Below are 26,613 nucleotides of genomic sequence, written 5' to 3'. Positions count from 1 at the left end.
GCGTTCGTTCACGATGATCTCGCCGCTGGTTGACCGGGTGGGCGGGGAACCCGCCCACCCTACAACGGCAAACCACACCGCATATCGGGATTTCGTCCCATACAAAAAAAAGATCAGGTAACAAGATAATGGCACTACTCCAAATCGCCGAACCCGGCATGTCCACCGCCCCGCACCAGCACCGCCTGGCGGTCGGCATCGACCTGGGCACCACCAACTCGCTGGTCGCCACCGTCCGCAGCGGCATTCCGGAAGTGCTAAGCGACGAGGACGGCCGCCAGTTGCTGCCGTCGGTCGTGCGTTACCTGGCCAACGGCAATGCCAACATCGGCCACAAGGCGCAGGCGCACCAGACCACCGACCCGAAGAACACCGTCGTGTCGGTCAAGCGCTTCATGGGCCGCGGCCTGAAGGACATCGCCCACGCCGAAAACCTGCCCTACGATTTCGTTGACGGTGACCGCGAAGGCGGTCACGGCATGGTCCAGATCCGTACCGTCGCCGGCATCAAGAGCCCGGTCGAGACCTCGGCCCAGATCCTGGCCACGCTGCGCCAGCGCGCCGAAGATTCGCTTGGCGACGAGCTGGTCGGCGCGGTCATCACCGTGCCCGCCTATTTCGACGACGCCCAGCGCCAGGCCACCAAGGACGCCGCCCAGCTGGCCGGCATCAACGTGTTGCGCCTGCTGTCCGAACCGACCGCCGCTGCCATCGCCTATGGCCTCGACCACGCCAAGGAAGGCGTCTACGCCGTGTACGATCTTGGCGGCGGCACCTTCGACATCTCGATCCTCAAATTGTCCAAGGGCGTGTTCGAAGTGCTGTCGACCGGCGGCGATTCGGCCCTGGGCGGCGATGACTTCGACCATCGCCTGTTCTGCTGGATCATGGAGCAGGCCAAGCTGGCGCCGCTGTCCCACCAGGACACCGCAACCCTGATGGTCAAGGCGCGCCAGGCCAAGGAACAACTGTCGACCAACGACGAAACGACCATCGAAGCGATCCTGAAATCGGGCGAGTTGGTGCAGGTGACGATCACCGCGCACACCTTCGCCGAGATCACCAGGCACCTGGTCGGCAAGACCATGAACGCGATCCGCAAGGCGATGCGCGATGCCGACGTGTCGGTCGAAGACGTCGACGGTGTCGTGATGGTCGGCGGCGCCACCCGCATGCCGCACGTGCGCCGCGCGGTGTCCGAGTTCTTCCATACCATCCCGCACGCGAACATCGACCCGGACAAGGTGGTGGCGCTGGGCGCCGCCATCCAGGCCAACCTGCTGGCCGGTAACCGCGCCGAAGGCGACGATTGGCTGCTGCTGGACGTGACCCCGCTGTCGCTCGGTATCGAGACCATGGGCGGCCTGGTCGAGAAGATCATCCCGCGCAATTCGACCATCCCGTGCGCACGCGCGCAGGAATTCACCACCTTCAAGGATGGCCAGACGGCTTTGGCTGTGCACGTGGTGCAGGGCGAGCGCGAGCTGGTGTCCGACTGCCGTTCGCTGGCCCGCTTCGAGCTGCGCGGCATCCCGCCGATGGCGGCCGGCGCTGCCCGCATCCGCGTCACTTATCAAGTCGATGCGGATGGGCTGCTGTCGGTGGCGGCACGCGAAACCCGCTCCGGCGTGGAGGCCTCGATTACCGTGAAGCCATCCTATGGTTTGGGTGACGACGAGGTGGCGCGCATGCTGCAGGATTCGTACAGTTCCGCCCAGGGCGACATGCAGATGCGCGCGCTGCGCGAAGAGCAGGTCGAGGCCGAGCGCATCTTGCTGGCGACGCAGTCGGCGCTGGAGTCCGACGCCGATCTGCTGGGCGTTGCCGAGCAGGCAGCGCTGGCAGGGCTGGTGCAAGGTGTGCGCGACGCGGTTCAAGGCTCGAACGATACGTCGATCGAGCCGGGCGTGCGCCAGGACGCTTTGCATGCAGCCGTGCAGGCGCTGGCCAAAGGCACCGAAGAATTCGCCGCCCGCCGCATGGACAAGAGCGTGCGCAAGGCGCTGGCGGGCAAGTCGCTGGACGAGGTCTAAGCATTATCTATATGTAGGGTGGGCAGGTTTCCTGTCCACGCGGTCAGATCACATTGCTGCAGCCCGGACGGCTGTTCATGAGCTAACTATCACCGCGTGGGCGGGAGACCCGCCCACCCTACGAAAAACACATCTACGAGGTATCAAGTGCCACAAATCGTCATCCTTCCTCACCCAGTTCTGTGCCCGGAAGGCGCCGTGCTGGAATCCCCGGCCGGCAAGTCGGTCTGCGACGTGCTGCTCGAGAACGACATCGAGATCGAACACGCCTGCGACCGCGTCTGCGCCTGCACCACCTGCCACATCATCGTGCGCGAAGGCTTTGCCTCGCTGAACGAGCAGGAAGAAAAAGAAGAAGACATGCTGGACAAGGCCTGGGGCCTGGAGCCGAATTCGCGCCTGTCCTGCCAGGCCATCGTCGCCGATCAAGACCTGGTCGTCGAGATCCCGAAGTACACCATCAACCACGCAGCCGAAAAAAACCACTGACGCTATCAGTGGGCGGGAGCCGAACATGAAGTGGACTGACGTCAGCGCCATCGCCGAATCCCTGCTTGAAAAGTATCCCGGGGTCGACCCCGCCACCGTGCGCTTCGTCGACCTTCACAACTGGGTCGTCGCCCTCGACGGCTTTGACGACGACCGCACGCGCGGCGGCGAACGCGTACTGGAAGCCATACAGGCAGCATGGATCGATGAAGCACATTAAACCGCCCCACACCAAATCCCCGGCCGTCGCAGAGCTGCCGCCGGAAGTCCGCCCCGGCCAGTCGGTCGAGCTGCTGAAGGAACTGCACATCCTTACGCGCGACGGCAAACTGAACCAGGACAGCCGCCGCAAGCTGAAACAGGTCTACCACCTGTACAACTTCATCGAGCCGCTGCTCAAGGACGTGCAAAGCCAGAAGCCGGGCGTCTCGCTGGTCGACCACGGCGCGGGCAAGTCCTACCTCGGTTTCATCCTGTACGACCTGTTCTTCAAGGGACTGGATGACGGCTCTCACATCTACGGCATCGAGACGCGCGAAGAGCTGGTGCAGAAATCGACCGAGCTCGCCGCGCGCCTGGGCTTTGGCGGCATGTCCTTCCTGCCGCTGTCGGTCGCCGAGTCGACCACCTCCAGCAAGCTCCCGGAGACCATCGACATCGTCACCGCGCTGCACGCCTGTAACACGGCCACCGACGACGCCATCGACTTCGCGCTCAAGAAGAAGGCGAAGCACATGGTGCTGGTGCCGTGCTGCCAGGCCGAGATCGCGACCGTGCTGCGCAAGAACAAGGGCAAGGACCTGGGCCGCAGCGCGCTGACCGAGATCTGGCGCCACCCGATCCATACGCGCGAATTCGGCAGCCAGATCACCAACGTGCTGCGCTGCCTGCAACTGGAAGCGCACGGCTACCAGGTGACGGTGACGGAACTGGTGGGCTGGGAGCACTCGATGAAGAATGAGCTGATCGTGGCCACCTACAAGAATTTGCCGCGCCGCCGGCCGACCGAGCGCCTGCACGAAGTCATGGCGGAACTGGGCCTCGACGAAATGAAGACGCGTTTCTATACCTCGCAAGCTGACGCCGCGATTGCGGACTGACTACGGATTGAGAACACGATGAGCGACAAGAATAACTGGATCGACCTGCGCAGCGATACCGTCACCCAGCCGTCCGAAGCGATGCTGGCGGCGATGGCGCAAGCCGAGGTCGGCGACGACGTCTACGGCGACGACCCGGCGGTCAACCGCCTGCAGGAATATGCAGCCGATTTGTTCGGCTTCGAGGCCGGCATGTTCGCGCCTTCGGGCACGCAGACCAACCTGATCGCGTTGATGACCCACTGCGGCCGCGGTGACGAATACCTGGTCGGCCAGGAAGCGCATACCTATAAATACGAAGGCGGCGGCGCCGCGGTGCTGGGCAGTATCCAGCCGCAGCCAATCGCCAACCAGCCTGACGGCAGCATTCTGCTTTCGGATATCGAGGCCTATATCAAGCCCGACGACATCCACTTCGCGCGCACCCGCCTGCTGGCCCTGGAAAACACCATCGGCGGGCGCGTGCTGCCGCGCGACTATGTCGCGGCTGCCACCAGGCTGGCCCACGACAAGGGCTTGGGCACCCACCTCGACGGCGCGCGCATCTGCAATGCGGCGGTGGAGCAGGCCATCAGCCTGCGCGCGGTCGTCGCCGGTTTCGATACCGTCTCGGTCTGCCTGTCGAAAGGCCTGGGCGCACCGGTCGGTTCCGTGCTGCTGGGCCCCAAGGCATTCATCGAGCAGGGCAAGCGCTGGCGCAAGATGCTGGGCGGCGGCATGCGCCAGGCCGGCGTAATCGCCGCGGCCGGACAGTTCGCGCTCGAGCACAATGTGCAGCGCCTGGCCGAAGACCACGATAACGCCGCAGCCCTGGCGCGCGGCCTGTCGGAGATCGAGGCCCTGAAGGTCGGCAGCCCGCAGACCAACATCTTCTGGATGGACGTGCCGGCAAGCGCCTGCGACCCACTGCGCCAGGCACTGGCACGCGAGCGCGTCCGCGCCACGGTCGGCCCGCGCATGCGCCTGGTGACCCACCTGGACGTGTCCAGCGCCGATGTGGCGCGCACCATCGACGTATTCAAGGCTTTCTTCGCCGGATGGCAGGCATGAGCGATCACACCAAGCCTGTCGATGACGGCATCCGCCTGGCCAAGCGCATCGCCGCGCAGCTGGGCTGTTCGCGTGCCGAAGCGGAGCGTTATATCGCCGGCGGCGGTGTCAGCGTGGACGGCGAGATGGTCGAAGACCCTGCCAGCCGCGTGCTCCCGAGCCAGGAAGTGCGCGTCAAGCCCGGCGCTTCGGCCGAAGAAGCGCCGCCGGTCACCATCCTGCTGCACAAGCCGGCCGGCTTCAATTCCGGCGTCGGCGCGCGCGGCGAGCCCTCACTGGCATGCCTGGTGGCCGAGAAGCACGCCGCGCAAAGCCACGGCCAGCCGCGCTTCCTCAAGCGCCACCTGAGCAAGCTGACCTTGTGCACGCCGCTGGAAACCGATGCGAGCGGCCTGGTGATCTATTCGCAGGATTTCCGCGTGGTGCGTAAACTCGTGGACGATGCGGCCAAGGTGGAGCAGGAATACATCGTCGAAGTCGCCGGCACGATCAAGGAAGGCGGGCTGGCGCTGCTCAATCACGGCCTGAAGTTCAGCGGCAAGCCGATCGCGCCGATGAAGGTGAGCTGGCAGAACGAGCATCGCCTGCGTTTCGCGCTGAAGGATGTGAAGCCAGGGCTGATCGACCACATGTGCGGCCAGGTCGGGCTGGAGATCGTCGAGATGCGCAGGCTTCGCGTCGGGCGCCTGCCGCTGGCGGGGCTGGCGGTGGGGGAGTGGAGGTATTTGCTGGATTACGAGCGGTTCTGATACGTTCGTGCTGCTGGCAACATTTGATGCAGGCCTTCGCTGATGCCGGTCACTTAAGAGCCGCCGGTTATTGGTAGGGTGGGCAATTCGTAATTCAGGCCATTGGCCTGAATTACCTTGCCCACGCGTTCAAACCACCGTGCTGCAGCCCGCGCGGCTGCTTACATTGCAACTATCACCGCGTGGGCAAGAAACTTGCCCACCCTACGATTGAGATGCGACTCCAAAGGCCGGAATCAGGTTCGCAGCCTACCGTTGCTACATGCCTATTTCCGCACCACCTTCGGCAACGCAATCAACCGCGTCCCCGCCAGCCGGTCATGCAGGAACTGGCGGTCCTTGTCCAGAAACGCCGTCAGCGCCCAGGCCGCAATCCCCGCCATCACCGCAAACGCCACCTGCTTGCCGCGCAATCCAAACGCCCAGCACACCAGCAGCGCTGGCAGGAACCAGCCCCAGGCGAACAGGAAACGCAGGGCCGCCGTCTTGTACGGCAACCGTGCATAACCCAGCTTGACCACCTTGATGCGCCAGGTCTTCATGGCCAGGGTATGCCCGCTATTGGTCCAGCAGTAGATGAAATAGGCCCCCGTCACCAGCAGCACGAACAGGTTGCGTCCGTGCTCGGCCACCGGATGCTGGCTGTTCAGGGTCACCAGCAGGTAGAGCGCTACGGCCAGGACCTGGACCGACAGCAGCAGGAAGAATTCGTACAGCATGGAGAACACGCGGCGGCGGATGGTCGGCGTGGCGACGATGACAGGGTTAGTTGCTTGCATTCGGAACGGACGGGGCGGCGGAAGTAGGAGCGGAAGCCGGAGCGGAAGGTGCAGGCGCTGGTGCGGGCGCGGCGGCAGGTGGCGCCGAGGTGATCACGGCGGGAACGGTGGCCGGCGCCGTAGCCGGCGCGGGCGCCGTCGGCAGGATGCAGGCGGTGCCGCGGCGCATGGCGCCCGGCGGGCAGGGGGTCGGCATCTCGATGACGGGCGCTTGCGGCATGGCCGGCGCGCCCTGTGGACGGCCCGTGCCCGAGCGCGCGAGCTTGCGCCGCTCTTCCGGGGACAGCTGCTTGTAGCTTTCCCAGTTCGCGGCCTTTTCGCCCGGCGCCAGCTTGCGGGTCTTGCTGTAGTTTTCGCGCGCGAGGTTGCGCTGGGCCGGCGTCAGGCGCATCCACTGGCGCATGCGCTCGTGCACGCGGCTTTGCTCGGTCCCGTTCATCGAGGCGAAGCGGTGCGACAACTCCAACCAGCGGCGCTTGCGTATGCCGTCCATGCCGTCCCATTCGGGCTGCAGCGGCTTGAGGGCAGTTTGCTGGGTACGGGACAGCTCGCGCCAGAGCGGCTTGTCGAGGGTCTTGGCAGCCGGCTTGGCGCCGGCGGCAGTGGTGGCGGGGTTGCCGGCGCCGCGCGCGGCAGGCGCCGTCGATTCGGACCGGTTGTATACCGCCCAGGTCGCGGCCCCGGCAATCAAGACCGCTGCCGCAGTTGCAACAACGGCGATGCGAGGCTGTCGAGCGGACTTCGTCATTGCTGGCGCTGTTGCGACTCCACGTAGACGTTGAAGCCCTGGTCGAGGTAGGCAGTGAGCGGCAGCTCGTCGGCCAGCACGGCAGCGTCGATCTCGGCCATCGCGGCCATGCGCTCCTGCTGCTCGTACTGGTAGACCCCGCCCATGCCGATGACCAGCGCCAGGATCGGCGCCGCCACGGCCAGGCGTGCCAGTGCCGGGCCAGTAAACAGGGCGTTGATGTTGAAGAACGGGCGCTTCGCCGGGCGGGTAGCCCCGCGGGCGTCGGCTTTCTTGCGAGACAAGGCGCGTGCGCGTGCAGCAGCCAGCCGGTCGCTTGTCGCCGCCGGCAGCGCGTCGAGGTTCTCGTTCAGGGCATGGCGTATCTTGTACGCCAGGTTGATGTCGTCCGTGTTCATAGCTTGATTCCCTTGGCCTTGAGCGCCGCGGCGAGAGCGTGAGTAGCGCGGGAGCAGTGCGTCTTGACGCTCCCCTCGGAACACCCCATCGCTTCGGCCGTCTCGGCCACGTCCATATCCTGCCAGTAACGCATGAGGAAGGCTTCCCGTTGACGCGTGGGGAGCTTTTCTACTTCTTGTTCGATGATGCGCAGGGTTTGCGCACGCTCAAACTGGTCCGCGCTCGACTCGGCGGCGGCGGTGCCGGCTTCGGCTTCGTAGGAGGAAAGTATATCAAATTCCTCATCATCACTATCCGGCCGGCTAAAGCCCGAAAACAAACTGACCCAGGTATTACGCACCTTTTCGCGGCGGAAGTAGTCGAGGATGGTCGTCTGCAAAATACGCTGGAACAGCATCGGCAGCTCGGCCGCCGGCTTGTCGCCGTATTTTTCGGCCAGCTTGATCATCGCGTCCTGCACGATGTCGAGCGCCGACTCGTCCTTGCGTACCGCATAGACCGCCTGCTTGAACGCGCGCCGTTCGACATTCTCGAGGAAGTCGTTGAGTTCTTTATCTGTGGCCATGCGTCGTGAAAGGGGCGGGTGAAGCGGATGCCGTGAGGAAAACTCACGAATCCTAGCAAAAAACCAAGTCGGGCGCACCGAATTTGCGCAGTGGGGCGCAATCCGGGTCGCCAGGATGAGAAAAACTGCATGAAGTTCCCCGAAATGTTAGCCCAAGTGGTGCGCATGAGCCGGTTGGCCGCGCTGAGGCCTTGGCTTCAGGACGCCTTGCCTGAAGCGGTGGACGTCTCCAGGGCCTCGAGCCGCTTGCGCGCATTCTCGCTGCCTGGATCGAGACTCAGGGCGCGGCGGTAATGCAGGATCGCCGCGGCCTGGTCGCCGCTACGCTCGCAGGCCTCGGCCAGGCTGTCGAAGGCGTTGGCACTGAGGGGATAAAGCTCCGTAGCCAGGCGCAATATCGCCACTGCGGGACCGTTGTCGCCGCTGCGCCGCAGTGCATAGCCCCAGGCATTGAGCTCGGCCTCCGCGAGGCGGACCGTCTTGTCCTGCCCATACATGGCCAGGTAGGCGGTGTGGGCATTGCGAAAGCCCTGGCGCGCCAGCTGTGCCGCGAAGCGTTCGCGGCTCGCGAGCTTGGCCGCCAGGCGTACTTCCATGGTCGCGGCGTGCGCGGCGATGCCCTGTTTGGCGGGTGCGGCGTCCAGGAAGGCGCGCGCCTCGCTGTCCTTTTTCAGGTAAGCGTCGAGGAAGCGTTTCGCATACGCCGCCGTCCAGCCGTAGGCGCGGTTCACTTCTGCCCGCGAGTACTGGTCGAACCTGGTATCCGATGCGAAGCGCAAATAGGTCGACGAAAACGCGAAATGCTGCATCGGGTACATCGTCAGCTTGTAGAGATCGGCGTATTTCATGTCGTTCAGGACGCTGGCTGCGGGTTTGCCCCGCTTGGCAAGGTCCTCGATGGGCGTAGGGCGCGCGGCAACATACAGCATCGGCGTGGTCATGCTTTCCGGTGTCACATATTTTGCGGACGCGACCAGCTCGGGGTAATAGCGCACCGAGCCATCGAGATTCACCAGGGCCTTGATGCGGCTGTCCCGGGCCGCCGCCAGCAGGTTGGACAGTCCACCCCAACTGTAACCGGCGACGCCGATGCGGCTGCTGTCCGCATGCGGCAAGCTATGGGCTTAGGCAATCAGGAAGCCGATATCGGCCGCCCCTGTTTCCGCGCCTTCCAGGGTGTTCGGCATCTCGCGCGAGCGCGGGCCGACGCTGGGGCTGGCCAGCACAATATAGCCGTGACTGGCCAGGTATTCGCACAGGTCGGCGTTCTCGGCTGCGGGAGCACTGATGCTGGGGACATAGATTACGACCGGAAACCGACCCTTGAGGGCAGGCGCATCGCGGCGCGCCCGCATGGCCCCAAGGAGTTCCTGGCGCGCCTGCTCCGCGCCGGACTCGGCCACGTATTCGCCTTGGATGAGGGCGTCGGCAGCGGCGCGCGCTTGCTCCGCGCTGCGGGTGAAGTGCAACTCACTGCCGGTGAGCTGGAGATAGTCGCCATAGCGCATCGCCTTGCCCGGCCCGGTGGCGGGATACCAGACCAGGGTCTGGACCGGCCGGGCCCGTTCGCCGGTGTTTGCCCGCCCGGTGACAGGATCGTGGTCATTCAGGAAAGTGCGGGAAAAATCGTATTGGTGAACGGCCTGGAATCCCACCGGCATGGGACCCGGCCCCAGGGGGGAACTCGAAACGGGATGCCGCATGGCTGGAAATGCCGGCAAAAACAGGGCAATGGTCAGGATCAAGCGCAAATCAATTCCCGGAAGGCGAAAACTGCAGTGTACAGATCTAGACAGACTTGTCTATCTAGCCTGGGTAATCTCGATCTCGCCCGAAAGCCAGGAACACCGGCCAGTCTGCTTGCGCACCATTTTGGACCGCGATAAATTTTTTTCTTGAAGTCTTGACCAAAATGGTGCAACGCAGTAATGTGATTGAACGCTTTGCACCCCCGAAGCTCTCCGGTCATCCGGTAAGGCACATAAAGCCTTATTTGGTTTGACGCGCTTTCATTTGTAGGCAGTTTGCTCCGACCCGCGCCAAAAGCGCGAGAGATGCGATTGACCGCCACAGACACTCAAGCCGAACGAGTTGCGCCCAGCGCCCGTGCGTAAGGACCCTACGGCGTCCTGAACCACCGGCGTGACCGCAGAGAGAAGGGACGCATGAGCACTGTTGCGCGTTGACGCGTTTCGTTAGGAACGGGCATCCGATCAAAACACCCTCCGGGTCTTGAAAGGAATGACATGAATAACGAAGCATCAGTCCCCATCACGGGCGCTGAGATTGTGGTGCGTTGTCTCGCGGAAGAGGGCGTCAAGCACGTCTTCGGCTATCCCGGCGGGGCCGTCCTCTACATCTACGACGCCATCTTCAAGCAGGACAAATTCCAGCACGTCCTCGTCCGCCACGAACAGGCCGCGGTGCATGCCGCCGACGCCTATTCGCGCAGCTCGAACACCGTGGGCGTCGCCCTGGTCACCTCGGGTCCCGGCGTGACCAATGCCGTCACCGGCCTGTCGACCGCCTACATGGATTCGATCCCGATGGTCGTCATCACCGGCCAGGTGCCGAGCCATGCGATCGGCCAGGACGCCTTCCAGGAATGCGATACCGTCGGCATCACGCGTCCGGTGGTCAAGCACAACTTCCTGGTCAAGGACGTCAAGGACCTGGCCACCACCATCAAGAAAGCCTTCTTCATCGCCCGCACCGGCCGTCCCGGCCCCGTGCTGGTCGACATCCCGAAGGACATCAGCATGCACAAGTGCGTGTACGACTACCCTCGCGAGATCGAGATGCGTTCGTACAAGCCGGTCGACAAGGGCCATGCGGGCCAGATCCGCAAGGCCGTGCAACTGCTGCTGCAGGCCGAGCGCCCGATGATCTATGCGGGCGGCGGCGTGATCCTGGCGAATGCCTCGAATGAACTGAACCGCATGGTCGACAAGCTCGGCTTCCCGGTGACGAACACGCTGATGGGCCTGGGCGGCTCGCGCTCGAGCAGCCCGCACTATGTCGGCATGCCGGGCATGCACGGCACGTATGAGGCGAACATGGCGATGCAGAACTGCGACGTCCTGATCGCCATCGGCGCCCGCTTCGACGACCGCGTCATCGGCAACCCGAAGCACTTCGCCTCGCATCCGCGCAAGATCATCCATATCGACATCGACCCGTCGTCGATCTCGAAGCGGGTGAAGGTCGACATCCCGATCGTCGGCAACGTCAAGGACGTGCTGGTGGAACTGCTGGCGCAGCTCGATGCCGCCGCACCTTCGGCCAACACCAATGCGCTGCAGGGCTGGTGGAAGCAGATCGCGGAATGGCGCGGCAAGGATTGCCTGGCCTATGCATCGTCGGATGAGCTGATCAAGCCGCAATCGGTCATCGAGCAGCTGCACCGGGTGACCAACGGCGACGCCTTCATTACGTCCGACGTCGGCCAGCACCAGATGTGGGCCGCGCAGTACTACGGCTTCGACAAGCCGCGCCGCTGGATCAATTCCGGCGGCCTGGGCACGATGGGCGTGGGCCTGCCGTACGCGATGGGCGTGCAGATGGCGAACCCCGGCGCGACGGTGGCCTGCGTTACCGGCGAAGGCTCGATCCAGATGTGCATCCAGGAGCTCGCGACCTGCAAGCAATACCACCTGACGCCGAAGATCATCCTGCTGAACAACCGCTTCTTGGGCATGGTCCGCCAGTGGCAGCAGATCGACTATGGTTCGCGTTATTCCGAGTCCTATATGGATTCGCTGCCCGATTTCGAAAAGCTGGCCGAGGCCTATGGCCACGTGGGCATGCGCATCGAGAAGCCGGGCGATGTCGAGGGATCGCTGCGCGAAGCCTTTGCGATGAAGGACCGCCTGGTATTCATGAACTTCCTCACCGACCAGAGCGAGAACGTCTGGCCGATGGTGAAGGCGGGCGCCGGCTTGAGTGAGATGCTGCTCGGATCGGAGGACCTGTAATGCGACACATCATCTCCGTCCTCCTCGAGAACGAAGCCGGCGCGCTGTCCCGCGTGGTCGGGCTGTTCTCGGCACGCGGCTACAACATCGAAACCCTGACCGTGGCGCCGACCGAAGACGCGACCTTGTCGCGCATGACCATCGTCACCAGCGGCTCGGACGACATCATCGAGCAGATCACCAAGCACCTGAACCGCCTGATCGAAGTGGTGAAAGTGGTGGACCTGACCGAGGGCGAGCACATCGAGCGCGAGCTCATGCTCATCAAGGTGCGGGCGGTCGGCAAGGAGCGCGAGGAAGTCAAGCGCACAGCCGACATCTTCCGCGGCCGGATCATCGACGTGACCGAGAAGACCTACACGATCGAACTGACCGGCGCCAAGAGCAAGCTCGATGCCTTCATCGGCGCCCTCGACCGCGCCTCGATCCTGGAGACCGTCCGCACCGGCGGCTCGGGCATCGGCCGCGGCGAACGCATCCTCAAAGTTTAACGACGCTAACTCGAAACCCGTAGGGTGGGCAGGTTTCCTGCCCACGCGTTCAACCAGCGCCCGCCTACCCACACATCTAAAAATCTAAGGAATGACCATGAACGTTTTCTACGACAAAGACTGCGACCTCTCCCTCATCAAAGGCAAGAACGTTGCCATCATCGGCTACGGCTCCCAGGGCCACGCCCACGCGCAGAACCTGAGCGAATCGGGCGTCAACGTCACCGTCGGTCTGCGCCGTGGCGGCGCTTCGTGGAACAAGGTCGAACAGGCCGGCCTGAAGGTCGCCGAGGTCGATGAAGCGGTCAAGGCTGCCGACATCATCATGATCCTGCTGCCGGACGAGAACATCGCGGAAGTCTACAAGCAGAACGTCGAGCCGAACGCGAAGCAGGGCGCGGTACTGGCCTTTGCCCACGGCTTCAATGTCCACTACGGCCAGGTGGTGCCGCGCGCCGACCTCGACGTGATCATGATCGCACCGAAGGCCCCGGGCCACACCGTGCGCAACACCTACAAGCAGGGCGGCGGCGTGCCGCACCTGGTCGCCGTCTACCAGGACAAGTCGGGTTCGGCGCGCGACATCGCGCTGTCGTATGCGATGGCCAATGGCGGCGGTCGCGCCGGCATCATCGAGACCAACTTCCGCGAAGAGACCGAGACCGATTTGTTCGGCGAACAGGCCGTGCTGTGCGGCGGCGCGGTGGAACTGATCAAGGCCGGCTTCGAGACCCTGACCGAAGCGGGCTACGCGCCGGAGATGGCGTACTTCGAATGCCTGCACGAGCTCAAGCTGATCGTCGACCTGATCTACGAAGGCGGCATCGCCAACATGAACTACTCGATTTCGAACAACGCGGAATACGGCGAGTACGTGACCGGCCCGAAAGTCGTTACCTCGGCCACCAAGGATGCGATGCGCCAGTGCCTGAAGGACATCCAGACCGGCGAGTACGCGAAGAGCTTCATCCTCGAGAACAAGGCCGGAGCCCCGACCTTGATCTCGCGTCGTCGCCTGACCGCGGAGCATCCGATCGAAGAGGTCGGCGCCAAGCTGCGCGCGATGATGCCGTGGATTGCGAAGAACAAGCTCGTCGACCAGTCGAAGAATTAAGTGTGTGAGTCCGGTGATACGTTTTGCGTATCACTGGGGCCGAAACATCGGGTAAGACGTATCACCGGCGGGTGGGCAGATTCTGCCCACGCGTTCAAATCACGTATGCGAGCCACGTCCGGATGATTTCTCGATCGGTTGAGCGCGTGGGCAAGAAACTTGCCCACCCTACGGGTCGCGACAATTCGTACACTCTCTATACAAATCGAGACAGCTGTTTCTCCTGCGAATCAGTTGCAACTTTCCATTACAAAATCACGATGGAAGTTGTGAAGATAGTATCGTATAAGTGACGCGGACAACCGCAACTCACTGGAGAACAACAATGAACCTTTCCAAAACCATCGTCGCCGCTGCGCTCATGCTCGCCTTCCAGGCCCAGGCGCAGAACGTCACCGCGCCATCCACCACCGGCACCCTGGTCGTGGTCCCGGCCTTCGGCGAAGTCAAAGCTGCCAACGACCAGGCCGTCGTCAGCTTCGCCGTCGAAGAGCACGACAAGGACAAGAACGCCGCCGCCGCGCGCGTCAACCGCAAGATGAAGGAAGGGACCGACATCGTGCGCCGCGCCGATCCGCGGGCGGAGCTCAAGACCATGGGCTATTACACCTATCCGGTCTACCCCGAAGTGCCGCCGATGCCGCAGCCGGCCACCCGTGTGCCGGCCAGGCCGGTGCCGATCGCCTGGCGCGTGGGGCAATACCTCGAAGTAACGACGAAGAACCTGGCAGACCTGCCGAAAACCGCCGCCGCCGCGCAAAAAGTTCTGCAAATCAACGGCGTGAACTTCGGCCTGAGCCCGGAGACCGAAAAGAAACTGGATGACCAGCGTATTGCCGCCACTTACCGCAACCTGAACGCGCGCATCGTCTCGATCGCCTCCGCGATGGGGCGCAACCCGGCCGAAGCCGTCCTCGACACCGTCGATTTCGAGGGTTCCGGCAACTATGCCGGCGACGCGCAGGCGGCGAACGCACCGATGATGATGCGCATGAACGCCAAGCGCGAAATGGCCGACCAGATGCCGGAACCGAGTTTTGAACCTGGTGAAACGACCCTCCAGATGCGTCTGGTAGGCAAGGTGCGATTCAAGTAGAGCTTGGCGATTCGCTAACATGCTGTTTCCGCCTCTATAATGCGGAAACAGCATTACTTGAATATGGAACCTTATGCCAAATTTTCCACGCCGTAGGCCACCTGGCTCAGCGCCCAAAGCGCCACGATTTTCCCGACTGAAACGCTTCGGACGCCGGAAAGACCGCATCCAGGGCGAGCGCGGCCGCGGCATCTATTTGCTGCCGAACGCATTCACGACCGGCGCGCTGTTCTGCGGGTTCTACGCGATCGTCATGGCGATGAACCAGCGCTTCGAACATGCCTGCTGGGCCGTGTTCATCGCGATGATCCTGGATGGCCTGGACGGCCGCATTGCGCGACTGACCAACACCCAGTCGGAATTCGGCGCGCAGTACGACTCGCTGTCGGACATGGTGTCCTTCGGCGCCGCACCGGCGCTGGTGATTTACGAATGGTCGCTGCGCGGCCTGGGTAAACTCGGCTGGATCGCGGCCTTTATCTATTGCGCGGGCGCGGCCCTGCGCCTGGCCCGCTTCAACACCAATATCGAGGTGGTCGACAAGCGCTTCTTCCAGGGCTTGCCCAGCCCGGCGGCGGCGGCGCTGGTGGTTGGCTTCATCATGATGATGACCGACCCCGACATCAACATCAGCTCGCGCCAGGTGGATTGGGTGAGCTGGGCCATCGCGGTATTCGCCGGCCTGACCATGGTGTCGAACGTGCCGTTCTACAGCTTCAAGGACGTCAACTTCCGCAAGTCGGTGCCCTTCATCGTGGTGTTCCTAATTGCGCTGGCCTTCGCGCTGGTGGCGATCGACCCGCCGAAAGTGCTGTGGCCGATCTTCGTGATCTATGGCTTGTCGGGCTATGCGGTGTTCATCTGGCGCTTCGCCAAGGGCAAGCCGGTGAGCATCATCCCGAACGACGACGAGACGGACGACAGCGTGCGCCGTTAGGGAGCTTCCGGGGCAAGGGGGAGGGCGCGTCCTTTCCTTTGTCCCGTGCGCGTCTTTCCTCGATCCCAGCCATATACTCGGGCGGTCACCATTACCGGTCCGCCTGATGCCCAAACCCGCAATCGCCGTCTTCGCTGCTGCCCTGTTCGTCGTTGGCGCGCTCTCCGCCTGTTCTCCACTCTCCGTCGTCAACGCGGTGTCGCCACAAGGCGAAGCCCGCACCAGCACCGGCTTGCGCTACGCCCCCGGCAACCGGCACCTGGCGGATATCTACCAGCCTGCCGCCGGCACCGCGAACGCCCCCGTCATCGTCTTCTTCTACGGTGGCAACTGGGTCAGTGGCGACCGCAAGGACTATGCGTTCGTGGGCCGCGCCCTCGCGGCGCGTGGCTTCGTGGTGGTGATTCCCGATTACCGGCTGTATCCGGAAGTGCGCTATCCAGATTTCCTCGACGATTCGGCGCAGGCCGTTGCATGGACCCGGCGCGAGATCGCCGCGCGCGGCGGCGACCCGGCGAAGATTTTCCTGATGGGCCACAGCGCCGGCGCCTACAACGCGGCGATGCTGGCGCTGGACCCGCGCTGGCTGGGCAAGCAGGGGAGCAAACCGGAGGTGCTGCGCGGCTGGATCGGCCTGGCCGGCCCGTATGACTTCCTGCCGGTGACGAACCGCACCACGCGTCCAGTCTTCCTGTATCCCGACACGCCGGCGGATTCGCAGCCGGTCGACCACGTGACGAGCACGGCGCCGCCCGCGCTGCTGATCGCCGCCAACTCCGACAACCTGGTCAACCCGGCGCGCAATACCGGCGGACTGGCCGCGCGCCTGCGCACTGCCCAGGTCCCGGTACAAGAGGTGTACTACGACGGCGTCAACCACGTCACGCTGGTCGCGTCGCTATCGACCTCGCTGCGCCGCCTGGCCCCGGCGCTCGATGCGGTGGAAGCCTTCGTGCGCAGCGATGGCGGGCGCCAGCCGGCCAGCGTGAAGACGCAAACAACGCCGCCCTGATCACGGCCCCTGCCTGTCCCGCGGGTCATACAGCGGATCAGGCCCGTTCATCATTTGCCGCACGACCCCCTGGCGGTCGAAGTGCACGTGCATCAGCGAGTTCCAGACGCCGGCTTCCTTGTAGCGGTAAGACCAGACCTCGTAATCGCGCATCGCCACGCGCGAGGTCTCGGCCGGCCGCCCGAAGGTGCGCAGGATATCGTCCCTGGTCGCCGCATCGACCTTGACCGTGGCGAACTTCTCGCTGGTGAGCACCTGTTCGTAAGCGCTGAGGCGCCCATCAAACCCGATGCGGGCCATGAAGGTCTGCTGGCCCATCGGCCCGGTCGCGTACTCGAAGACCTGCTCGCCCCCCACCTGGTAGACCGCCGTCGGCGCGCCCATCTTCTGCTGCACGGTCGCCACCGGATCGCCCAGGTTCGGCGCCTGCCGCAACATGCCGGCGCAGCCGCCCAGCAAAACGAACGCGGCAAGTGTTGTAATCCTGACTAATGATTTCATCGAAACCTCCATCAAACGGCGTGTAATCCCATGATGCACCATCCGGCCGCGGCAAATAGTGGCCGCACGCCGGGTTTTCCCCTATACTGGCGGGTCTGTCCGTTTTGGGCAGGAATTTGATAATCACGGTGCGCTGGGTTTCGACTCATGCACCGCATGTGAAAGGTAACATCATGTCCGTAGAACACATCAACAAAGCCGCGATCATCGCGGACAACGCACGTGGCCAGAACGACACCGGCTCGCCGGAAGTCCAGGTCGCACTGCTGACCGCACGTATCAACGAACTGAACGGCCACTTCAAGGCACACCAGAAGGATCACCACTCGCGTCGTGGCCTGATCATGATGGTTAACCGTCGTAAGAGCCTGCTGTCCTACCTGAAAAGCAAGGACGCAACCCGTTACCGCGACCTGATCGCCAAACTCGGCCTGCGTAAGTAATCGCTTGGGTCTGACGGTTTAGTCAGGAAATGCCTGCGCCAGCTAGCTGTCGCGGGCATTTTTCGTTTTAGTAGTGTGCAGTTTTGTTGTTGGTAGTAAATGGCGGCGTCTAGCGCTCCGCCCTGTGGTGAGGTGAACGACAGCTCCTGAAAATCTGTCGGCAAAATGAAAGGGATACCCCATGTTTAACAAAGTTTCGAAAACCTTCCAGTACGGTCAACACACAGTCACCCTGGAGACGGGTGAAATCGCGCGCCAGGCAAGCGGCGCCGTCGTCGTGTCGGTCGAAGATACCGTCGTGCTGGCAACCGTGGTCGCACGCAAGGACGCCAAGCCGGGCCAGGATTTCTTCCCGCTGACCGTCGACTACATCGAGAAAACCTATGCTGCCGGTAAGATCCCTGGCGGTTTCTTCAAGCGTGAAGGCCGTCCATCCGAAAAGGAAACGCTGACCTCGCGCCTGATCGACCGTCCAATCCGCCCGCTTTTCCCGGAAGGCTACCTGAACGAAGTCCAGGTCATCATCCACGTCCTGTCGGTCAATCCTGAAATCGACCCGGACATCCCTGCCATGATCGGCGCCTCGGCTGCGCTGTGCATCGCCGGCATCCCGTTCAGCGGCCCGATCGGCGCAGCGCGCGTCGGCTACGCGAACGGCCAGTACATCCTGAACCCGACCACCACCGAGCTGAAGACCTCGCAGATGGACCTGGTCGTGGCAGGCACCGAAACCGCCGTCCTGATGGTGGAATCGGAAGCCCAGCAATTGTCGGAAGAAGTCATGCTCGGCGCGGTCGTCTTCGGCCACGACCAGATGCGTGTCGTCATCGACGCGATCCACGACCTGGTGGCCGAAGGCGGCAAGCCGGAAGTCGAGTGGAACCCGGCGCCAAAGAACGAGGAACTGATCGCCCGCGTGACCGACCTGGCAGCTGCCAAGGTCCGCGACGCCTACCAGACCCGCGAAAAATCGGCGCGCCAGCAGAAGCTGAAGTCGCTGTCGTCGGAAGTCATGGCTGGCCTGGCAACGCAGGGCGTCAGCGCCGACGCCGGCGAAGTCGGCAACATCCTGTTCGACATGGAAGCCAAGGTCGTGCGTTCGCAGATCCTGGACGGCGAGCCACGCATCGACGGCCGCGACACCCGCACCGTGCGTCCGATCGAGATCCGCACCAGCGTGCTGCCGCGTACCCACGGTTCGGCACTGTTCACCCGCGGCGAAACCCAGGCGCTGGTCATCGCGACCCTCGGCACCGCCCGTGACAGCCAGAAGATCGACGCGCTGATGGGCGAGTACACCGACGACTTCATGATGCACTACAACATGCCTCCGTTCGCCACCGGCGAAACCGGCCGTGTAGGCACCCCGAAGCGCCGCGAAATCGGCCACGGCCGCCTGGCCAAGCGCGCGCTGGTCGCTGCGCTGCCCAACCCTGAAGATTTCTCCTACTCGGTTCGCCTGGTCTCGGAAATCACCGAGTCGAACGGTTCCTCGTCGATGGCCTCGGTCTGCGGCGGCTGCCTGGCACTGATGGATGCTGGCGTCCCGATGAAGGCGCACGTCGCCGGCATCGCGATGGGCCTGATCAAGGAAGGCGGCAAGTTCGCCGTCCTGACCGACATCCTGGGTGACGAAGACCACCTCGGCGACATGGACTTCAAGGTCGCAGGTACCCCAGCCGGCATCACCGCGCTGCAGATGGACATCAAGATCCAGGGCATCACCAAGGAAATCATGCAGGTGGCACTGGCGCAAGCCAAGGAAGCGCGCCACCACATCCTGGGCGAAATGCAGAAGGCCATGCCGACCGTGAAGACCGAACTGTCGGACTTCGCACCGCGCCTGATCACCATCCGCATCAACCCGGAAAAGATCCGTGACGTGATCGGCAAGGGCGGCGCCGTCATCCGCGCGCTGACCGAAGAAACCGGCACCCAGATCGACATCACCGACGAAGGCATCGTGACCATCGCATCGGTCGACGCCGCTGCCGGCCAGGAAGCCAAGCGCCGCATCGAAGAGCTGACCGCATCGGTCGAAGTGGGCAAGACCTACGACGGCACCGTGCTCAAGCTGCTCGACTTCGGCGCCATCGTCCAGGTCATGCCTGGCAAGGACGGCCTGCTGCACATCTCGCAGATCGCCAACGAGCGCGTCAACGCCGTTGCCGACTACCTGAAAGAAGGCCAGCAAGTGCGCGTGAAGGTCCTCGAGACCGACGAGCGCGGCCGCCTGAAGCTGTCGATGAAGGCTGCCGATCCGGTCGAAGGCGCGGCGCAGTAATTTGCGCTGAGCTGAAGCGGTTCGCCGCTTCGATCAAAAAACCGCCAGTGCGTGAGCCTGGCGGTTTTTTTATGGCCGTTGCGATCGCCCGCTACCGTGTGATCCGTCGATTCCCGTAGGGTGGGCAGATTCTGCCCACCCTACGATTCGCGGCAACTCTACCGTAGTCGTCTACTTGTTTAGCGCGTGCGCTTTTGAGTAACCGTATCATCGCACCGCCTCGCGCTCGGACAGCGCATGCAGGATCCCGCAACAACTGGCCGCCTGCGTCGCCACGCAGCAGCCGCGCAGCTGCCGCAGCTGGGCTTCGAGAGCAGCCAACTCGGCGATCCTGCCGGTCACGTGGCGGATGTGGCGGTCCAGCAGTTCGTTGACGTCGGTGCATTCCTGCTCGGGGCGGTCGCGCACGTCGAGCAGCACGCGGATCTCGTCCAGGCCCATGTCGAGCGCGCGGCAATGGCGAACGAACTGCAGGCGCTCTGCATGGCGCTCGTTATAAGCGCGATAATTGTTCGCCTCCCGTTGCGGCGGCATCAGCAGCCCGATGCGTTCGTAGTAGCGAATGGTCTCCACCGGGCAGCCAGATTGCTTCGCCAGTTCGCCGATCTTCAGCATGTCATCCTCGATTCGCTTGATTTGCTTGACCCTGTAGCGGCTACAGGGTTTCTAATGTCGATCATATATGAATTTCCACGTCCGCCATCCATGAAGCGCCTGTTCATCTTGCTGCTGCTCGTCCTGATGCCGCTCCAGCTCGTCTGGGCAGCTACGGGTGCCTGCTGCAGCGCGGAGGAAGAGGCGGCCACCCAGCATGTCTGCCACCAGTGGCAGCAGCAATGCGATGACGAGGCCGGCGTGCAGCTGGATGACGAAGGCTGCGACTGCTGCCATCATTTTGCCGGCAGCGCGCTGGGTGCGATGGCGTCCGACATCGCGCACCCCGCCAGGTTGCCGGAGCTGCGCTTCGACAGTCCGCACTACCTGTCCCATATCCCCGACCTGGTTCCCCCGCCCGACCGGCAAGCCCGCGCCTGACGCTGCGGGACCGGAACCATTCATGCGCCTTGCCCCTGGGGCAGTGCGCCCGTGTCCCGCCGAATAGACCACTCATTCGGAGCCGGACCATGAAGCATCACCTTGTCGTACTCGCCCTGGTGGCGGGAATTGTCGTCGCTCCTGCAAGCGCCGCCGACGCGCTGACGCGCGACGCCGCAATCAAGCTGGCCTTGCAGGCCAACCCCGCATTGAGCGCCGCCGCGCATGAAGTCGCGGCGCAGGGAGGCGCCATCACGCAGGCGCGGGCCTTGCCCAATCCTGAACTGGAAATCCTGCGCGAAGGGCAGGATCGGACCAATCGCACCACGACCGCGCAACTAGGCATTCCATTTGAGCTGGGCGGCAAGCGCGCCGCGCGGCTTGACGCGGCCCGGCGCGAGCAGGATCTCGCCATCGCAGCGCTCGACGCGCTGCGTGCGCAGGTTCGCGCGGATGCCATTGCTGCCTTCCATGAGGCCGTCGCGGCCAGCGAGCAGCACCGGCTGGCGCAGGAACTGGCGGCGCTGGCGCAGCGCGCAGCAAGTGCGGCGGCGCTGCGGGTCGAGGCGGGCAAGGCGGCGCCGCTGGAGGCATCCCGTGCCGGGGTCGCGCAGGCGAACGCCCGCATCGAGACGCTGCAGGCCGCACGCGATTTGGCCAGCGCCCGCATTCGGTTGGCGGCATTGTGGGGCGGGAAGGCCGCCGATATCAACATTGCCGCGACTTCGCCGGCACATATGTCGGCTGATCTGCCTGACGCGCCGCCTTTGGCGCAGCTTGAAGCACGCCTCGCGCAGTCGCCGGCGATCGGGCGCGTGCATGCCGAGGTCGCGCACCGCCAGGCCCTGGCCCGGGTCGAAGGGACAAAACGCACGCCGGACGTGACCCTGATCGTCGGCACCCGTCGCGAATACCCGGACGATCGACGACAAGCGGTGCTCGGCCTGGCCATACCGCTGCCGCTATTCAACCGTAATGAGGGCGCGCTGCTCGCATCGCTGCGCCGGGTGGACAAGGCGCGCGACGAGCTCGAGGCCGAACGCCTGCGCCTGCATGCCGAACTGGCCCAGGCGCATGCGCGGCTCACTGCCGCGCTGGAAGAAGCCGCCATGATCGATGCCGAGATCGCCCCTGCCGCGCAGGCCGCATTCCAGGCCGCGGGCCGCGGCTATGAACTCGGCAAGTTCGGGATGCTGGACGTGCTCGATGCCCAGCGCGCCTTTTTCCAGTCCAGGCACCAATACCTGAAAGCCGTCGCGGAAAGCCATCGCGCGGCCAGCGATATCGAACGGCTCGTCGGCCCTTCGACCCAGGAGAACCCATGAACAAGCAGCAAATCAGGATCATCGCCGCCATGCTGGCAGTGGCGATCGCATTCGGCGCCTTCGTCCTCGTCAAGGACCGCCCGCAAGCCACCGTCCATGCCAAAACCGAAGAGCACGCGGACGACGCCCCGGAAGGACATGCCGAAGACGGCATCGTCCGCTTCACCGACCAGCAAGTCGCCAGCGCCGGCATCACGCTGGCAACGGCAGCGCCGATGCGGCTCGATACCTTCATCCGGATGCCGGGCCAGGTGGCGCTCAATGAAGACCGAACCGCCCACGTCACGCCGCGTGCGGCGGGCGCAGTGGAAGCCGTCCCGGCCACCCTCGGGCAGGTGGTGCGCAAGGGCGAGGTGCTGGCCGTGGTGGCCAGCGCCGAGATCGCGGAACAGCGTGCCGCCCTGGCGGTGGCCGAGAAACGGGCCGCGTATGCGCGCAGCGTGCATGCATCGGAAAAAACGCTGTGGGAAGAAAAGATCTCCGCACGCCAGGACTACCAGAAGGCCGGGCAGGAGCTGGTTGAGGCGAACATCGCCGTGCAGGAGGTGCGCCAGAAGCTGGCGGCGCTCGGCGCCGGCGCCGCAGGCAGCTCCTCGTCGAACCGGCTGCAGGTGCGCGCGCCCTTCGATGGCGTGGTCGTGGAAAAGCACATCGCCCTGGGCGAAGTCGTCGGCGCCGACACCCGCATCTTCACGGTTACCGACCTCGCCACCGTCTGGGCCGACGTGGTGGTGCCCGCCAAGGACCTCGACATCGTGCGGGTCGGCACCGACGCCGTCATCCGCTCGATCGCCTCCAGCACCACCGCGCCCGGCAAGGTGAGCTTCGTCAGCTCCCTGATCGGCGAAGAATCGCGTTCGGCGCGGGCGCGCGTGGTGCTGGCCAATCCGCAGGGTGCATGGCGTCCGGGCTTGGCCGTCAACGTCGACATCGTCACCGGCAGCGCGCAGGCGCCGGTGACCGTTGCGAGGGCGGCGATCCAGACCCACGAGGGCAGGCAGGTGGTCTACAAGCGTGTGCCGCAGGGCTTCGTCGCCAGTGTGGTGGAGACCGGGCGTTCCGATGGCCGCTTCGTCGAGATCGTCTCCGGCCTGAATGCCGGGGACCGCTACGCCGCCCAGGGAAGCTTCGCCATCAAGGCGGAGCAGGGCAAGGGCGAAGCCGGACACCACGACTAACACGGAGCTGCCATGTTCAACCGACTTATCCAGGGCGCGATCGCGCACCGCTGGCTCGTCATGGTCGCCGTGCTGGCGATGGCGATGGCCGGCATCTATAACTACGGGCGCCTGCCGATCGATGCCGTGCCGGACGTGACCAATGTCCAGGTGCAGATCAACACGCCCGCGCCGGGCTACTCACCGCTGGAGACCGAGCAGCGCATCACCTACCCGATCGAGTCGCTGCTCGCGGGCCTGCCGCATCTCGAGCAATACCGTTCGCTGTCGCGCTACGGCCTGTCGCAGATCACGGTGGTGTTCAAGGAGGGCACCGACCTGCATTTCGCGCGCCAGCTGGTCAGCCAGCGCATCCAGGACGCGCGCGAGCAGCTGCCGGCCGGCGTGGTGCCGGCGATGGGCCCGATCGCCACGGGCCTGAGCGAAATCTATTTGTGGACGGTGGAGTCGGTGCCCGGCGCGAAGAAGCCGGATGGCAGCCCCTACACGCCGACCGACCTGCGCGAGATCCAAGACTGGATCATCAAGCCGCAGCTGCGCAACGTCGCCGGCGTCACCGAGATCAATTCGATCGGCGGCTACAACAAGGAATACCTGGTGGCGCCGGACATGGCGCTGCTGTCCTCCTACGGACTCGCGCTGGCGGACGTGGTCGGGGCGCTCGAGAAGAACAACGGGAACGTCGGCGCCGGCTATATCGAGCGCGAGGGCGAGCAATACCTGGTGCGGGCGCCGGGGCAGGTCGGGTCGATCGCGGACATCGGCAACATCGTGGTGTCCACCATCCGCGGTGCGCCGGTGCGCGTGCGCGACGTGGCTACGGTAGCGGTGGGCCGCGAACTGCGCACCGGGGCCGCGACCGAGAATGGCCAGGAAGTGGTGCTGGGCACGGTGTTCATGCTGATCGGCGAGAACAGCCGCGCGGTGTCGCGCGCGGTCGACCGCAAGATGGTCGAGATCAACCGCACGCTGCCCAAGGGCGTGAAGGCGGTGACCGTCTACGACCGCTCGGTGCTGGTCGAGCGCGCGATCGCGACCGTCCGCAACAACCTGCTCGAAGGTGCTGTGCTGGTCGTCGCCGTGCTGTTCGTCTTCCTGGGGAATTTGCGCGCCGCGCTGCTGACGGCGATGGTCATTCCGCTGGCGATGCTGTTCACGTTTTCCGGCATGGTCGCCACCAATGTCAGCGCCAACCTGCTGAGCCTGGGCGCGCTCGATTTCGGGATCATCGTCGACGGCGCGGTCGTGATCGTCGAGAACTGCGTGCGCCGCATCGCCGCGGCGCAGGTGCGCCTTGGCAGAGCGCTCACGCTGGACGAGCGTTTCGAGGAAGTGTTCCAGGCTGCGCGCGAGGCACGCCGGCCGCTCATCTACGGCCAGCTGATCATCATGATCGTCTACCTGCCGATCTTCGTGCTGACCGGTATCGAGGGCAAGATGTTCCATCCGATGGCGATCACGGTCGTCACCGCGCTGGTCGGCGCCATGATCCTGTCGGTGACTTTCGTGCCGGCCGCGGTGGCGCTCTTCATCGGCAAGACCGTTACCGAAAAAGAAAGCCGGTTGATGCACGCCGCGCGCCGCCTGTACGAACCCTGCCTGCGTTATGCCATGGCCAACCGGCCGGTGGTGCTGGCCTTCGCCGGCATCGTGCTGGCCTTGTCCGCGCTGCTCGCTACGCGCCTCGGCACCGAGTTCGTGCCCGAACTCGACGAAGGCGACCTGGCGGTGCTGACGGTCAGGGTGCCCGGCACCAGCCTGAGCCAGTCGGTAAAAATGCAGCAGCAGATCGAGACGACCCTGATGCGCAGCTTCCCCGAGATCGAGCGCGTCTTCGCGCGCATCGGCACGGCCGAAATCGCGTCCGACCCGATGCCGCCGAACGTGGCGGACGGGATCATCATGCTCAAGCCGGAAGCAGCATGGCCGGCGCCGAAGAAGAGCCGCGACGAGCTGCTGGGCGCGATCCAGCGCACACTCGGCCAGCTGCCCGGCAACAGCTACGAATTCAGCCAGCCGATCCAGCTGCGGGTCAACGAACTCATTTCCGGCGTGCGCAGCGACGTGGCGGTCAAGGTGTTCGGCGACGACCTCGAGGTGCTGAACGCCACCGCGCAGGGGGTGGCGGCCGTGCTGCGCAAGGTGCCGGGCGCCAGCGAAGTCCAGGTCGAGCAGACCACCGGGCTGCCTATGCTGCAGGTCCGGGTCGACCGCGATCGCGCGGCGCGCATGGGACTGAACATCAGCGAAGTGCAAGAGCTGGTCGCCACCGCGACCGCCGGGCGCGAAGCCGGCACGCTGTTCGATGGCGACCGCCGCTTCGACATCGTCGTGCGCCTGCCGGAGGCGGTGCGGGCCGATATCGACGCACTGCAGCGCCTGCCGGTGCCGCTGCCGCCGACGCAAGGGAGCACACAACGCTTCGTCACCCTCGGCGAAATCGCAAGCTTCGACCTGGCTCCCGGCCCCAACCAGCTCAGCCGCGAACAGGGCAAGCGCCGCGTCGTCGTCACAGCCAATGTGCGCGGGCGCGACATCGGCTCGTTTGTGCGCGATGCGCAGCAACGGGTACAGGCCGGGGTGGCGGTCCCGGTCGGCTACTGGATAGCCTGGGGAGGGCAGTTCGAGCACCTGCAGGCGGCCGCCGAACGCCTGCAGGTGGTGGTGCCGGCGGCGCTGGCGCTGGTCTTCGTCCTGCTCTACCTGGTCTTCAACAACCTGCGCGACGGCCTGCTGGTGTTCTCCGGCGTACCGTTTGCCCTGACCGGGGGAATCTTCGCCCTGTGGATGCGCGGGATTCCCATGTCGATCTCCGCGGCGGTGGGCTTCATCGCGCTGTCCGGCGTGGCGGTGCTGAACGGCCTGGTGCTGGTTTCCTTCATCCGCAGCCTGCGCGAGGCGGGCCGGCCGCTGGTTCCCGCCATCCATGAGGGAGCCTTGGGACGGCTGCGGCCGGTGCTGATGACGGCGCTGGTGGCTTCGCTGGGTTTCGTGCCGATGGCCCTGGCGACCGGTACCGGCGCGGAAGTCCAGCGGCCACTGGCGACGGTCGTCATCGGCGGCATCTTGTCGTCCACCATGCTCACGCTGCTGTTGCTGCCCTTGCTTTATGAGTTCGCGCACCGGCGAGACGGGGAGCCCGGGAAACGACAGCCATGACCTGGAAATGCACCGCTTTGGTGCATCTTCGTAGGCCTGTGCCACGACTTTTCGCGCGGAAGCAAATTTGTCCTGCAATCAATTCAACAGTGCCATCTATCTAACAGTCCGAATGGTATAGTTGGCCGTTTGACAGAATTCCAATGGCGCCG

The 26,613-nt window shown here is 64.4% G+C and carries 26 protein-coding genes; 18 read left to right on the top strand and 8 right to left on the bottom strand.

Annotated elements, in window-relative coordinates:
• The first annotated feature begins 128 nt into the window (after positions 1–128).
• The 6 genes from hscA (at position 129) to HGB41_RS04330 (ending at position 5,421) form a co-directional block, all read left to right on the top strand.
• Positions 129–2,033, top strand: a complete 1,905-nt coding sequence (gene hscA / locus HGB41_RS04355; protein ID WP_171081408.1) for a Fe-S protein assembly chaperone HscA — start codon at positions 129–131, stop codon at positions 2,031–2,033.
• 147 nt (positions 2,034–2,180) lie between these two features.
• The gene (gene fdx / locus HGB41_RS04350) at positions 2,181–2,522 is read left to right on the top strand and encodes an ISC system 2Fe-2S type ferredoxin (RefSeq protein WP_171081407.1); all 342 of its coding nucleotides are present in this window, start codon (positions 2,181–2,183) and stop codon (positions 2,520–2,522) included.
• A 25-nt stretch (positions 2,523–2,547) separates the two neighbouring features.
• Entirely contained in the window at positions 2,548–2,742 is a 195-nt protein-coding gene (gene iscX / locus HGB41_RS04345) for a Fe-S cluster assembly protein IscX (RefSeq protein WP_171081405.1), read from the top strand.
• Complete coding sequence (locus tag HGB41_RS04340) at positions 2,729–3,622, top strand: class I SAM-dependent methyltransferase (RefSeq protein WP_171081403.1); 894 nt, start codon at positions 2,729–2,731, stop codon at positions 3,620–3,622. The genes iscX and HGB41_RS04340 overlap by 14 nt, the downstream gene beginning before the upstream one ends.
• A gap of 18 nt (positions 3,623–3,640) precedes the next feature.
• Complete coding sequence (gene ltaE, locus HGB41_RS04335; protein ID WP_171081401.1) at positions 3,641–4,672, top strand: low-specificity L-threonine aldolase; 1,032 nt, start codon at positions 3,641–3,643, stop codon at positions 4,670–4,672.
• The gene (locus tag HGB41_RS04330) at positions 4,669–5,421 is read left to right on the top strand and encodes an rRNA pseudouridine synthase (RefSeq protein ID WP_171081398.1); all 753 of its coding nucleotides are present in this window, start codon (positions 4,669–4,671) and stop codon (positions 5,419–5,421) included. Before ltaE ends, HGB41_RS04330 begins: the two co-directional genes overlap by 4 nt.
• A 266-nt stretch (positions 5,422–5,687) precedes the next feature.
• Here HGB41_RS04330 and HGB41_RS04325 read toward each other — a convergent pair whose 3' ends face one another.
• From HGB41_RS04325 to HGB41_RS04300, 6 genes are all read right to left on the bottom strand, one after another.
• On the bottom strand, positions 5,688–6,200 hold the full coding sequence (locus HGB41_RS04325; protein WP_171081397.1) for an RDD family protein: 513 nt from the start codon (positions 6,198–6,200) through the stop codon (positions 5,688–5,690).
• The gene (locus tag HGB41_RS04320) at positions 6,187–6,948 is read right to left on the bottom strand and encodes a DUF3106 domain-containing protein (protein ID WP_171081395.1); all 762 of its coding nucleotides are present in this window, start codon (positions 6,946–6,948) and stop codon (positions 6,187–6,189) included. The genes HGB41_RS04325 and HGB41_RS04320 overlap by 14 nt, the downstream gene beginning before the upstream one ends.
• Complete coding sequence (locus HGB41_RS04315; RefSeq protein WP_171081393.1) at positions 6,945–7,346, bottom strand: DUF3619 family protein; 402 nt, start codon at positions 7,344–7,346, stop codon at positions 6,945–6,947. The genes HGB41_RS04320 and HGB41_RS04315 overlap by 4 nt, the downstream gene beginning before the upstream one ends.
• A complete protein-coding gene (locus tag HGB41_RS04310) occupies positions 7,343–7,912 on the bottom strand; it encodes an RNA polymerase sigma factor (protein ID WP_171081391.1) in 570 nt (189 codons plus the stop codon). The genes HGB41_RS04315 and HGB41_RS04310 overlap by 4 nt, the downstream gene beginning before the upstream one ends.
• 197 nt (positions 7,913–8,109) lie before the next feature.
• Positions 8,110–9,027 carry a tetratricopeptide repeat protein gene (locus HGB41_RS04305; RefSeq protein ID WP_171081389.1) on the bottom strand — a complete coding sequence of 306 codons (918 nt, stop codon included), beginning with the start codon at positions 9,025–9,027 and terminating at the stop codon, positions 8,110–8,112.
• 9 nt (positions 9,028–9,036) lie between these two features.
• Positions 9,037–9,657, bottom strand: coding sequence for a dienelactone hydrolase family protein (locus tag HGB41_RS04300; RefSeq protein WP_171081388.1), 621 nt, complete (start codon positions 9,655–9,657; stop codon positions 9,037–9,039).
• Between the two features lie 501 nt (positions 9,658–10,158).
• Between HGB41_RS04300 and HGB41_RS04295 the strand changes: the two genes are divergently transcribed.
• The 6 genes from HGB41_RS04295 to HGB41_RS04270 all read left to right on the top strand — a co-directional run bounded on the left by HGB41_RS04295 (position 10,159) and on the right by HGB41_RS04270 (position 16,536).
• On the top strand, positions 10,159–11,886 hold the full coding sequence (locus HGB41_RS04295; RefSeq protein ID WP_171081386.1) for an acetolactate synthase 3 catalytic subunit: 1,728 nt from the start codon (positions 10,159–10,161) through the stop codon (positions 11,884–11,886).
• Positions 11,886–12,377 carry an acetolactate synthase small subunit gene (gene ilvN / locus HGB41_RS04290; RefSeq protein ID WP_171081384.1) on the top strand — a complete coding sequence of 164 codons (492 nt, stop codon included), beginning with the start codon at positions 11,886–11,888 and terminating at the stop codon, positions 12,375–12,377. Before HGB41_RS04295 ends, ilvN begins: the two co-directional genes overlap by 1 nt.
• Before the next feature lie 97 nt (positions 12,378–12,474).
• Positions 12,475–13,491 carry a ketol-acid reductoisomerase gene (gene ilvC, locus HGB41_RS04285; protein ID WP_171081382.1) on the top strand — a complete coding sequence of 339 codons (1,017 nt, stop codon included), beginning with the start codon at positions 12,475–12,477 and terminating at the stop codon, positions 13,489–13,491.
• Between the two features lie 325 nt (positions 13,492–13,816).
• Positions 13,817–14,587, top strand: coding sequence for an SIMPL domain-containing protein (locus HGB41_RS04280; protein ID WP_171081380.1), 771 nt, complete (start codon positions 13,817–13,819; stop codon positions 14,585–14,587).
• Between the two features lie 73 nt (positions 14,588–14,660).
• Positions 14,661–15,524 carry a CDP-diacylglycerol--serine O-phosphatidyltransferase gene (gene pssA / locus HGB41_RS04275; protein WP_171081377.1) on the top strand — a complete coding sequence of 288 codons (864 nt, stop codon included), beginning with the start codon at positions 14,661–14,663 and terminating at the stop codon, positions 15,522–15,524.
• Positions 15,525–15,630: 106 nt separating this feature from the next.
• Positions 15,631–16,536: an alpha/beta hydrolase gene (locus HGB41_RS04270; protein WP_171081375.1), complete on the top strand. Its 906-nt coding sequence runs from the start codon at positions 15,631–15,633 to the stop codon at positions 16,534–16,536.
• On the opposite strand, the gene HGB41_RS04265 is transcribed toward HGB41_RS04270, so the two are convergent.
• On the bottom strand, positions 16,537–17,037 hold the full coding sequence (locus HGB41_RS04265; protein ID WP_171081373.1) for a hypothetical protein: 501 nt from the start codon (positions 17,035–17,037) through the stop codon (positions 16,537–16,539). It lies immediately after the preceding gene.
• 173 nt (positions 17,038–17,210) lie between these two features.
• On the opposite strand from HGB41_RS04265, the gene rpsO reads away from it, so the two are divergent.
• Both rpsO and pnp read left to right on the top strand, forming a co-directional pair.
• Entirely contained in the window at positions 17,211–17,480 is a 270-nt protein-coding gene (gene rpsO, locus HGB41_RS04260) for a 30S ribosomal protein S15 (RefSeq protein WP_171081371.1), read from the top strand.
• 181 nt (positions 17,481–17,661) lie between these two features.
• Positions 17,662–19,764, top strand: coding sequence for a polyribonucleotide nucleotidyltransferase (gene pnp, locus HGB41_RS04255; RefSeq protein WP_171081369.1), 2,103 nt, complete (start codon positions 17,662–17,664; stop codon positions 19,762–19,764).
• A gap of 207 nt (positions 19,765–19,971) precedes the next feature.
• Here pnp and cadR read toward each other — a convergent pair whose 3' ends face one another.
• Entirely contained in the window at positions 19,972–20,379 is a 408-nt protein-coding gene (gene cadR, locus HGB41_RS04250; protein WP_171081367.1) for a Cd(II)/Pb(II)-responsive transcriptional regulator, read from the bottom strand.
• A 90-nt stretch (positions 20,380–20,469) separates the two neighbouring features.
• Here cadR and HGB41_RS04245 point away from each other — a divergent pair, with 90 nt between their 5' ends.
• The 4 genes from HGB41_RS04245 to HGB41_RS04230 all read left to right on the top strand — a co-directional run bounded on the left by HGB41_RS04245 (position 20,470) and on the right by HGB41_RS04230 (position 26,461).
• Positions 20,470–20,799 (top strand): hypothetical protein, encoded by a 330-nt coding sequence (locus HGB41_RS04245; RefSeq protein ID WP_171081365.1) that lies wholly within the window; start codon positions 20,470–20,472, stop codon positions 20,797–20,799.
• A gap of 89 nt (positions 20,800–20,888) precedes the next feature.
• Positions 20,889–22,124 (top strand): TolC family protein, encoded by a 1,236-nt coding sequence (locus HGB41_RS04240; RefSeq protein WP_171081363.1) that lies wholly within the window; start codon positions 20,889–20,891, stop codon positions 22,122–22,124.
• Positions 22,121–23,302: an efflux RND transporter periplasmic adaptor subunit gene (locus HGB41_RS04235; RefSeq protein ID WP_171081361.1), complete on the top strand. Its 1,182-nt coding sequence runs from the start codon at positions 22,121–22,123 to the stop codon at positions 23,300–23,302. Before HGB41_RS04240 ends, HGB41_RS04235 begins: the two co-directional genes overlap by 4 nt.
• Before the next feature lie 12 nt (positions 23,303–23,314).
• Complete coding sequence (locus HGB41_RS04230; protein WP_171081360.1) at positions 23,315–26,461, top strand: efflux RND transporter permease subunit; 3,147 nt, start codon at positions 23,315–23,317, stop codon at positions 26,459–26,461.
• The last annotated feature ends 152 nt before the right edge of the window (positions 26,462–26,613 follow it).

The sequence above is a fragment of the Telluria aromaticivorans genome (assembly GCF_013003915.1).
Classification (GTDB): domain Bacteria; phylum Pseudomonadota; class Gammaproteobacteria; order Burkholderiales; family Burkholderiaceae_D; genus Telluria; species Telluria aromaticivorans.
This window is presented reverse-complemented; position numbering and strand designations above follow the sequence as displayed.

Excerpts from the sequence above, each read along its gene's own strand:
- rpsO (WP_171081371.1), top strand. The coding sequence starts at position 17,211 with ATGTCCGTAGAACACATCAACAAAGCCGCGATCATCGCGGACAACGCA.
- pnp (WP_171081369.1), top strand. The coding sequence starts at position 17,662 with ATGTTTAACAAAGTTTCGAAAACCTTCCAGTACGGTCAACACACAGTC.
- HGB41_RS04325 (WP_171081397.1), bottom strand. The coding sequence starts at position 6,200 with ATGCAAGCAACTAACCCTGTCATCGTCGCCACGCCGACCATCCGCCGC.
- ilvC (WP_171081382.1), top strand. The coding sequence starts at position 12,475 with ATGAACGTTTTCTACGACAAAGACTGCGACCTCTCCCTCATCAAAGGC.
- HGB41_RS04240 (WP_171081363.1), top strand. The coding sequence starts at position 20,889 with ATGAAGCATCACCTTGTCGTACTCGCCCTGGTGGCGGGAATTGTCGTC.
- HGB41_RS04245 (WP_171081365.1), top strand. The coding sequence starts at position 20,470 with ATGAAGCGCCTGTTCATCTTGCTGCTGCTCGTCCTGATGCCGCTCCAG.
- HGB41_RS04320 (WP_171081395.1), bottom strand. The coding sequence starts at position 6,948 with ATGACGAAGTCCGCTCGACAGCCTCGCATCGCCGTTGTTGCAACTGCG.
- HGB41_RS04265 (WP_171081373.1), bottom strand. The coding sequence starts at position 17,037 with ATGAAATCATTAGTCAGGATTACAACACTTGCCGCGTTCGTTTTGCTG.
- HGB41_RS04310 (WP_171081391.1), bottom strand. The coding sequence starts at position 7,912 with ATGGCCACAGATAAAGAACTCAACGACTTCCTCGAGAATGTCGAACGG.
- HGB41_RS04235 (WP_171081361.1), top strand. The coding sequence starts at position 22,121 with ATGAACAAGCAGCAAATCAGGATCATCGCCGCCATGCTGGCAGTGGCG.
- ltaE (WP_171081401.1), top strand. The coding sequence starts at position 3,641 with ATGAGCGACAAGAATAACTGGATCGACCTGCGCAGCGATACCGTCACC.
- cadR (WP_171081367.1), bottom strand. The coding sequence starts at position 20,379 with ATGCTGAAGATCGGCGAACTGGCGAAGCAATCTGGCTGCCCGGTGGAG.
- HGB41_RS04270 (WP_171081375.1), top strand. The coding sequence starts at position 15,631 with ATGCCCAAACCCGCAATCGCCGTCTTCGCTGCTGCCCTGTTCGTCGTT.
- hscA (WP_171081408.1), top strand. The coding sequence starts at position 129 with ATGGCACTACTCCAAATCGCCGAACCCGGCATGTCCACCGCCCCGCAC.
- HGB41_RS04330 (WP_171081398.1), top strand. The coding sequence starts at position 4,669 with ATGAGCGATCACACCAAGCCTGTCGATGACGGCATCCGCCTGGCCAAG.
- HGB41_RS04280 (WP_171081380.1), top strand. The coding sequence starts at position 13,817 with ATGAACCTTTCCAAAACCATCGTCGCCGCTGCGCTCATGCTCGCCTTC.
- pssA (WP_171081377.1), top strand. The coding sequence starts at position 14,661 with ATGCCAAATTTTCCACGCCGTAGGCCACCTGGCTCAGCGCCCAAAGCG.
- HGB41_RS04315 (WP_171081393.1), bottom strand. The coding sequence starts at position 7,346 with ATGAACACGGACGACATCAACCTGGCGTACAAGATACGCCATGCCCTG.
- HGB41_RS04340 (WP_171081403.1), top strand. The coding sequence starts at position 2,729 with ATGAAGCACATTAAACCGCCCCACACCAAATCCCCGGCCGTCGCAGAG.
- ilvN (WP_171081384.1), top strand. The coding sequence starts at position 11,886 with ATGCGACACATCATCTCCGTCCTCCTCGAGAACGAAGCCGGCGCGCTG.
- HGB41_RS04230 (WP_171081360.1), top strand. The coding sequence starts at position 23,315 with ATGTTCAACCGACTTATCCAGGGCGCGATCGCGCACCGCTGGCTCGTC.
- HGB41_RS04295 (WP_171081386.1), top strand. The coding sequence starts at position 10,159 with ATGAATAACGAAGCATCAGTCCCCATCACGGGCGCTGAGATTGTGGTG.
- iscX (WP_171081405.1), top strand. The coding sequence starts at position 2,548 with ATGAAGTGGACTGACGTCAGCGCCATCGCCGAATCCCTGCTTGAAAAG.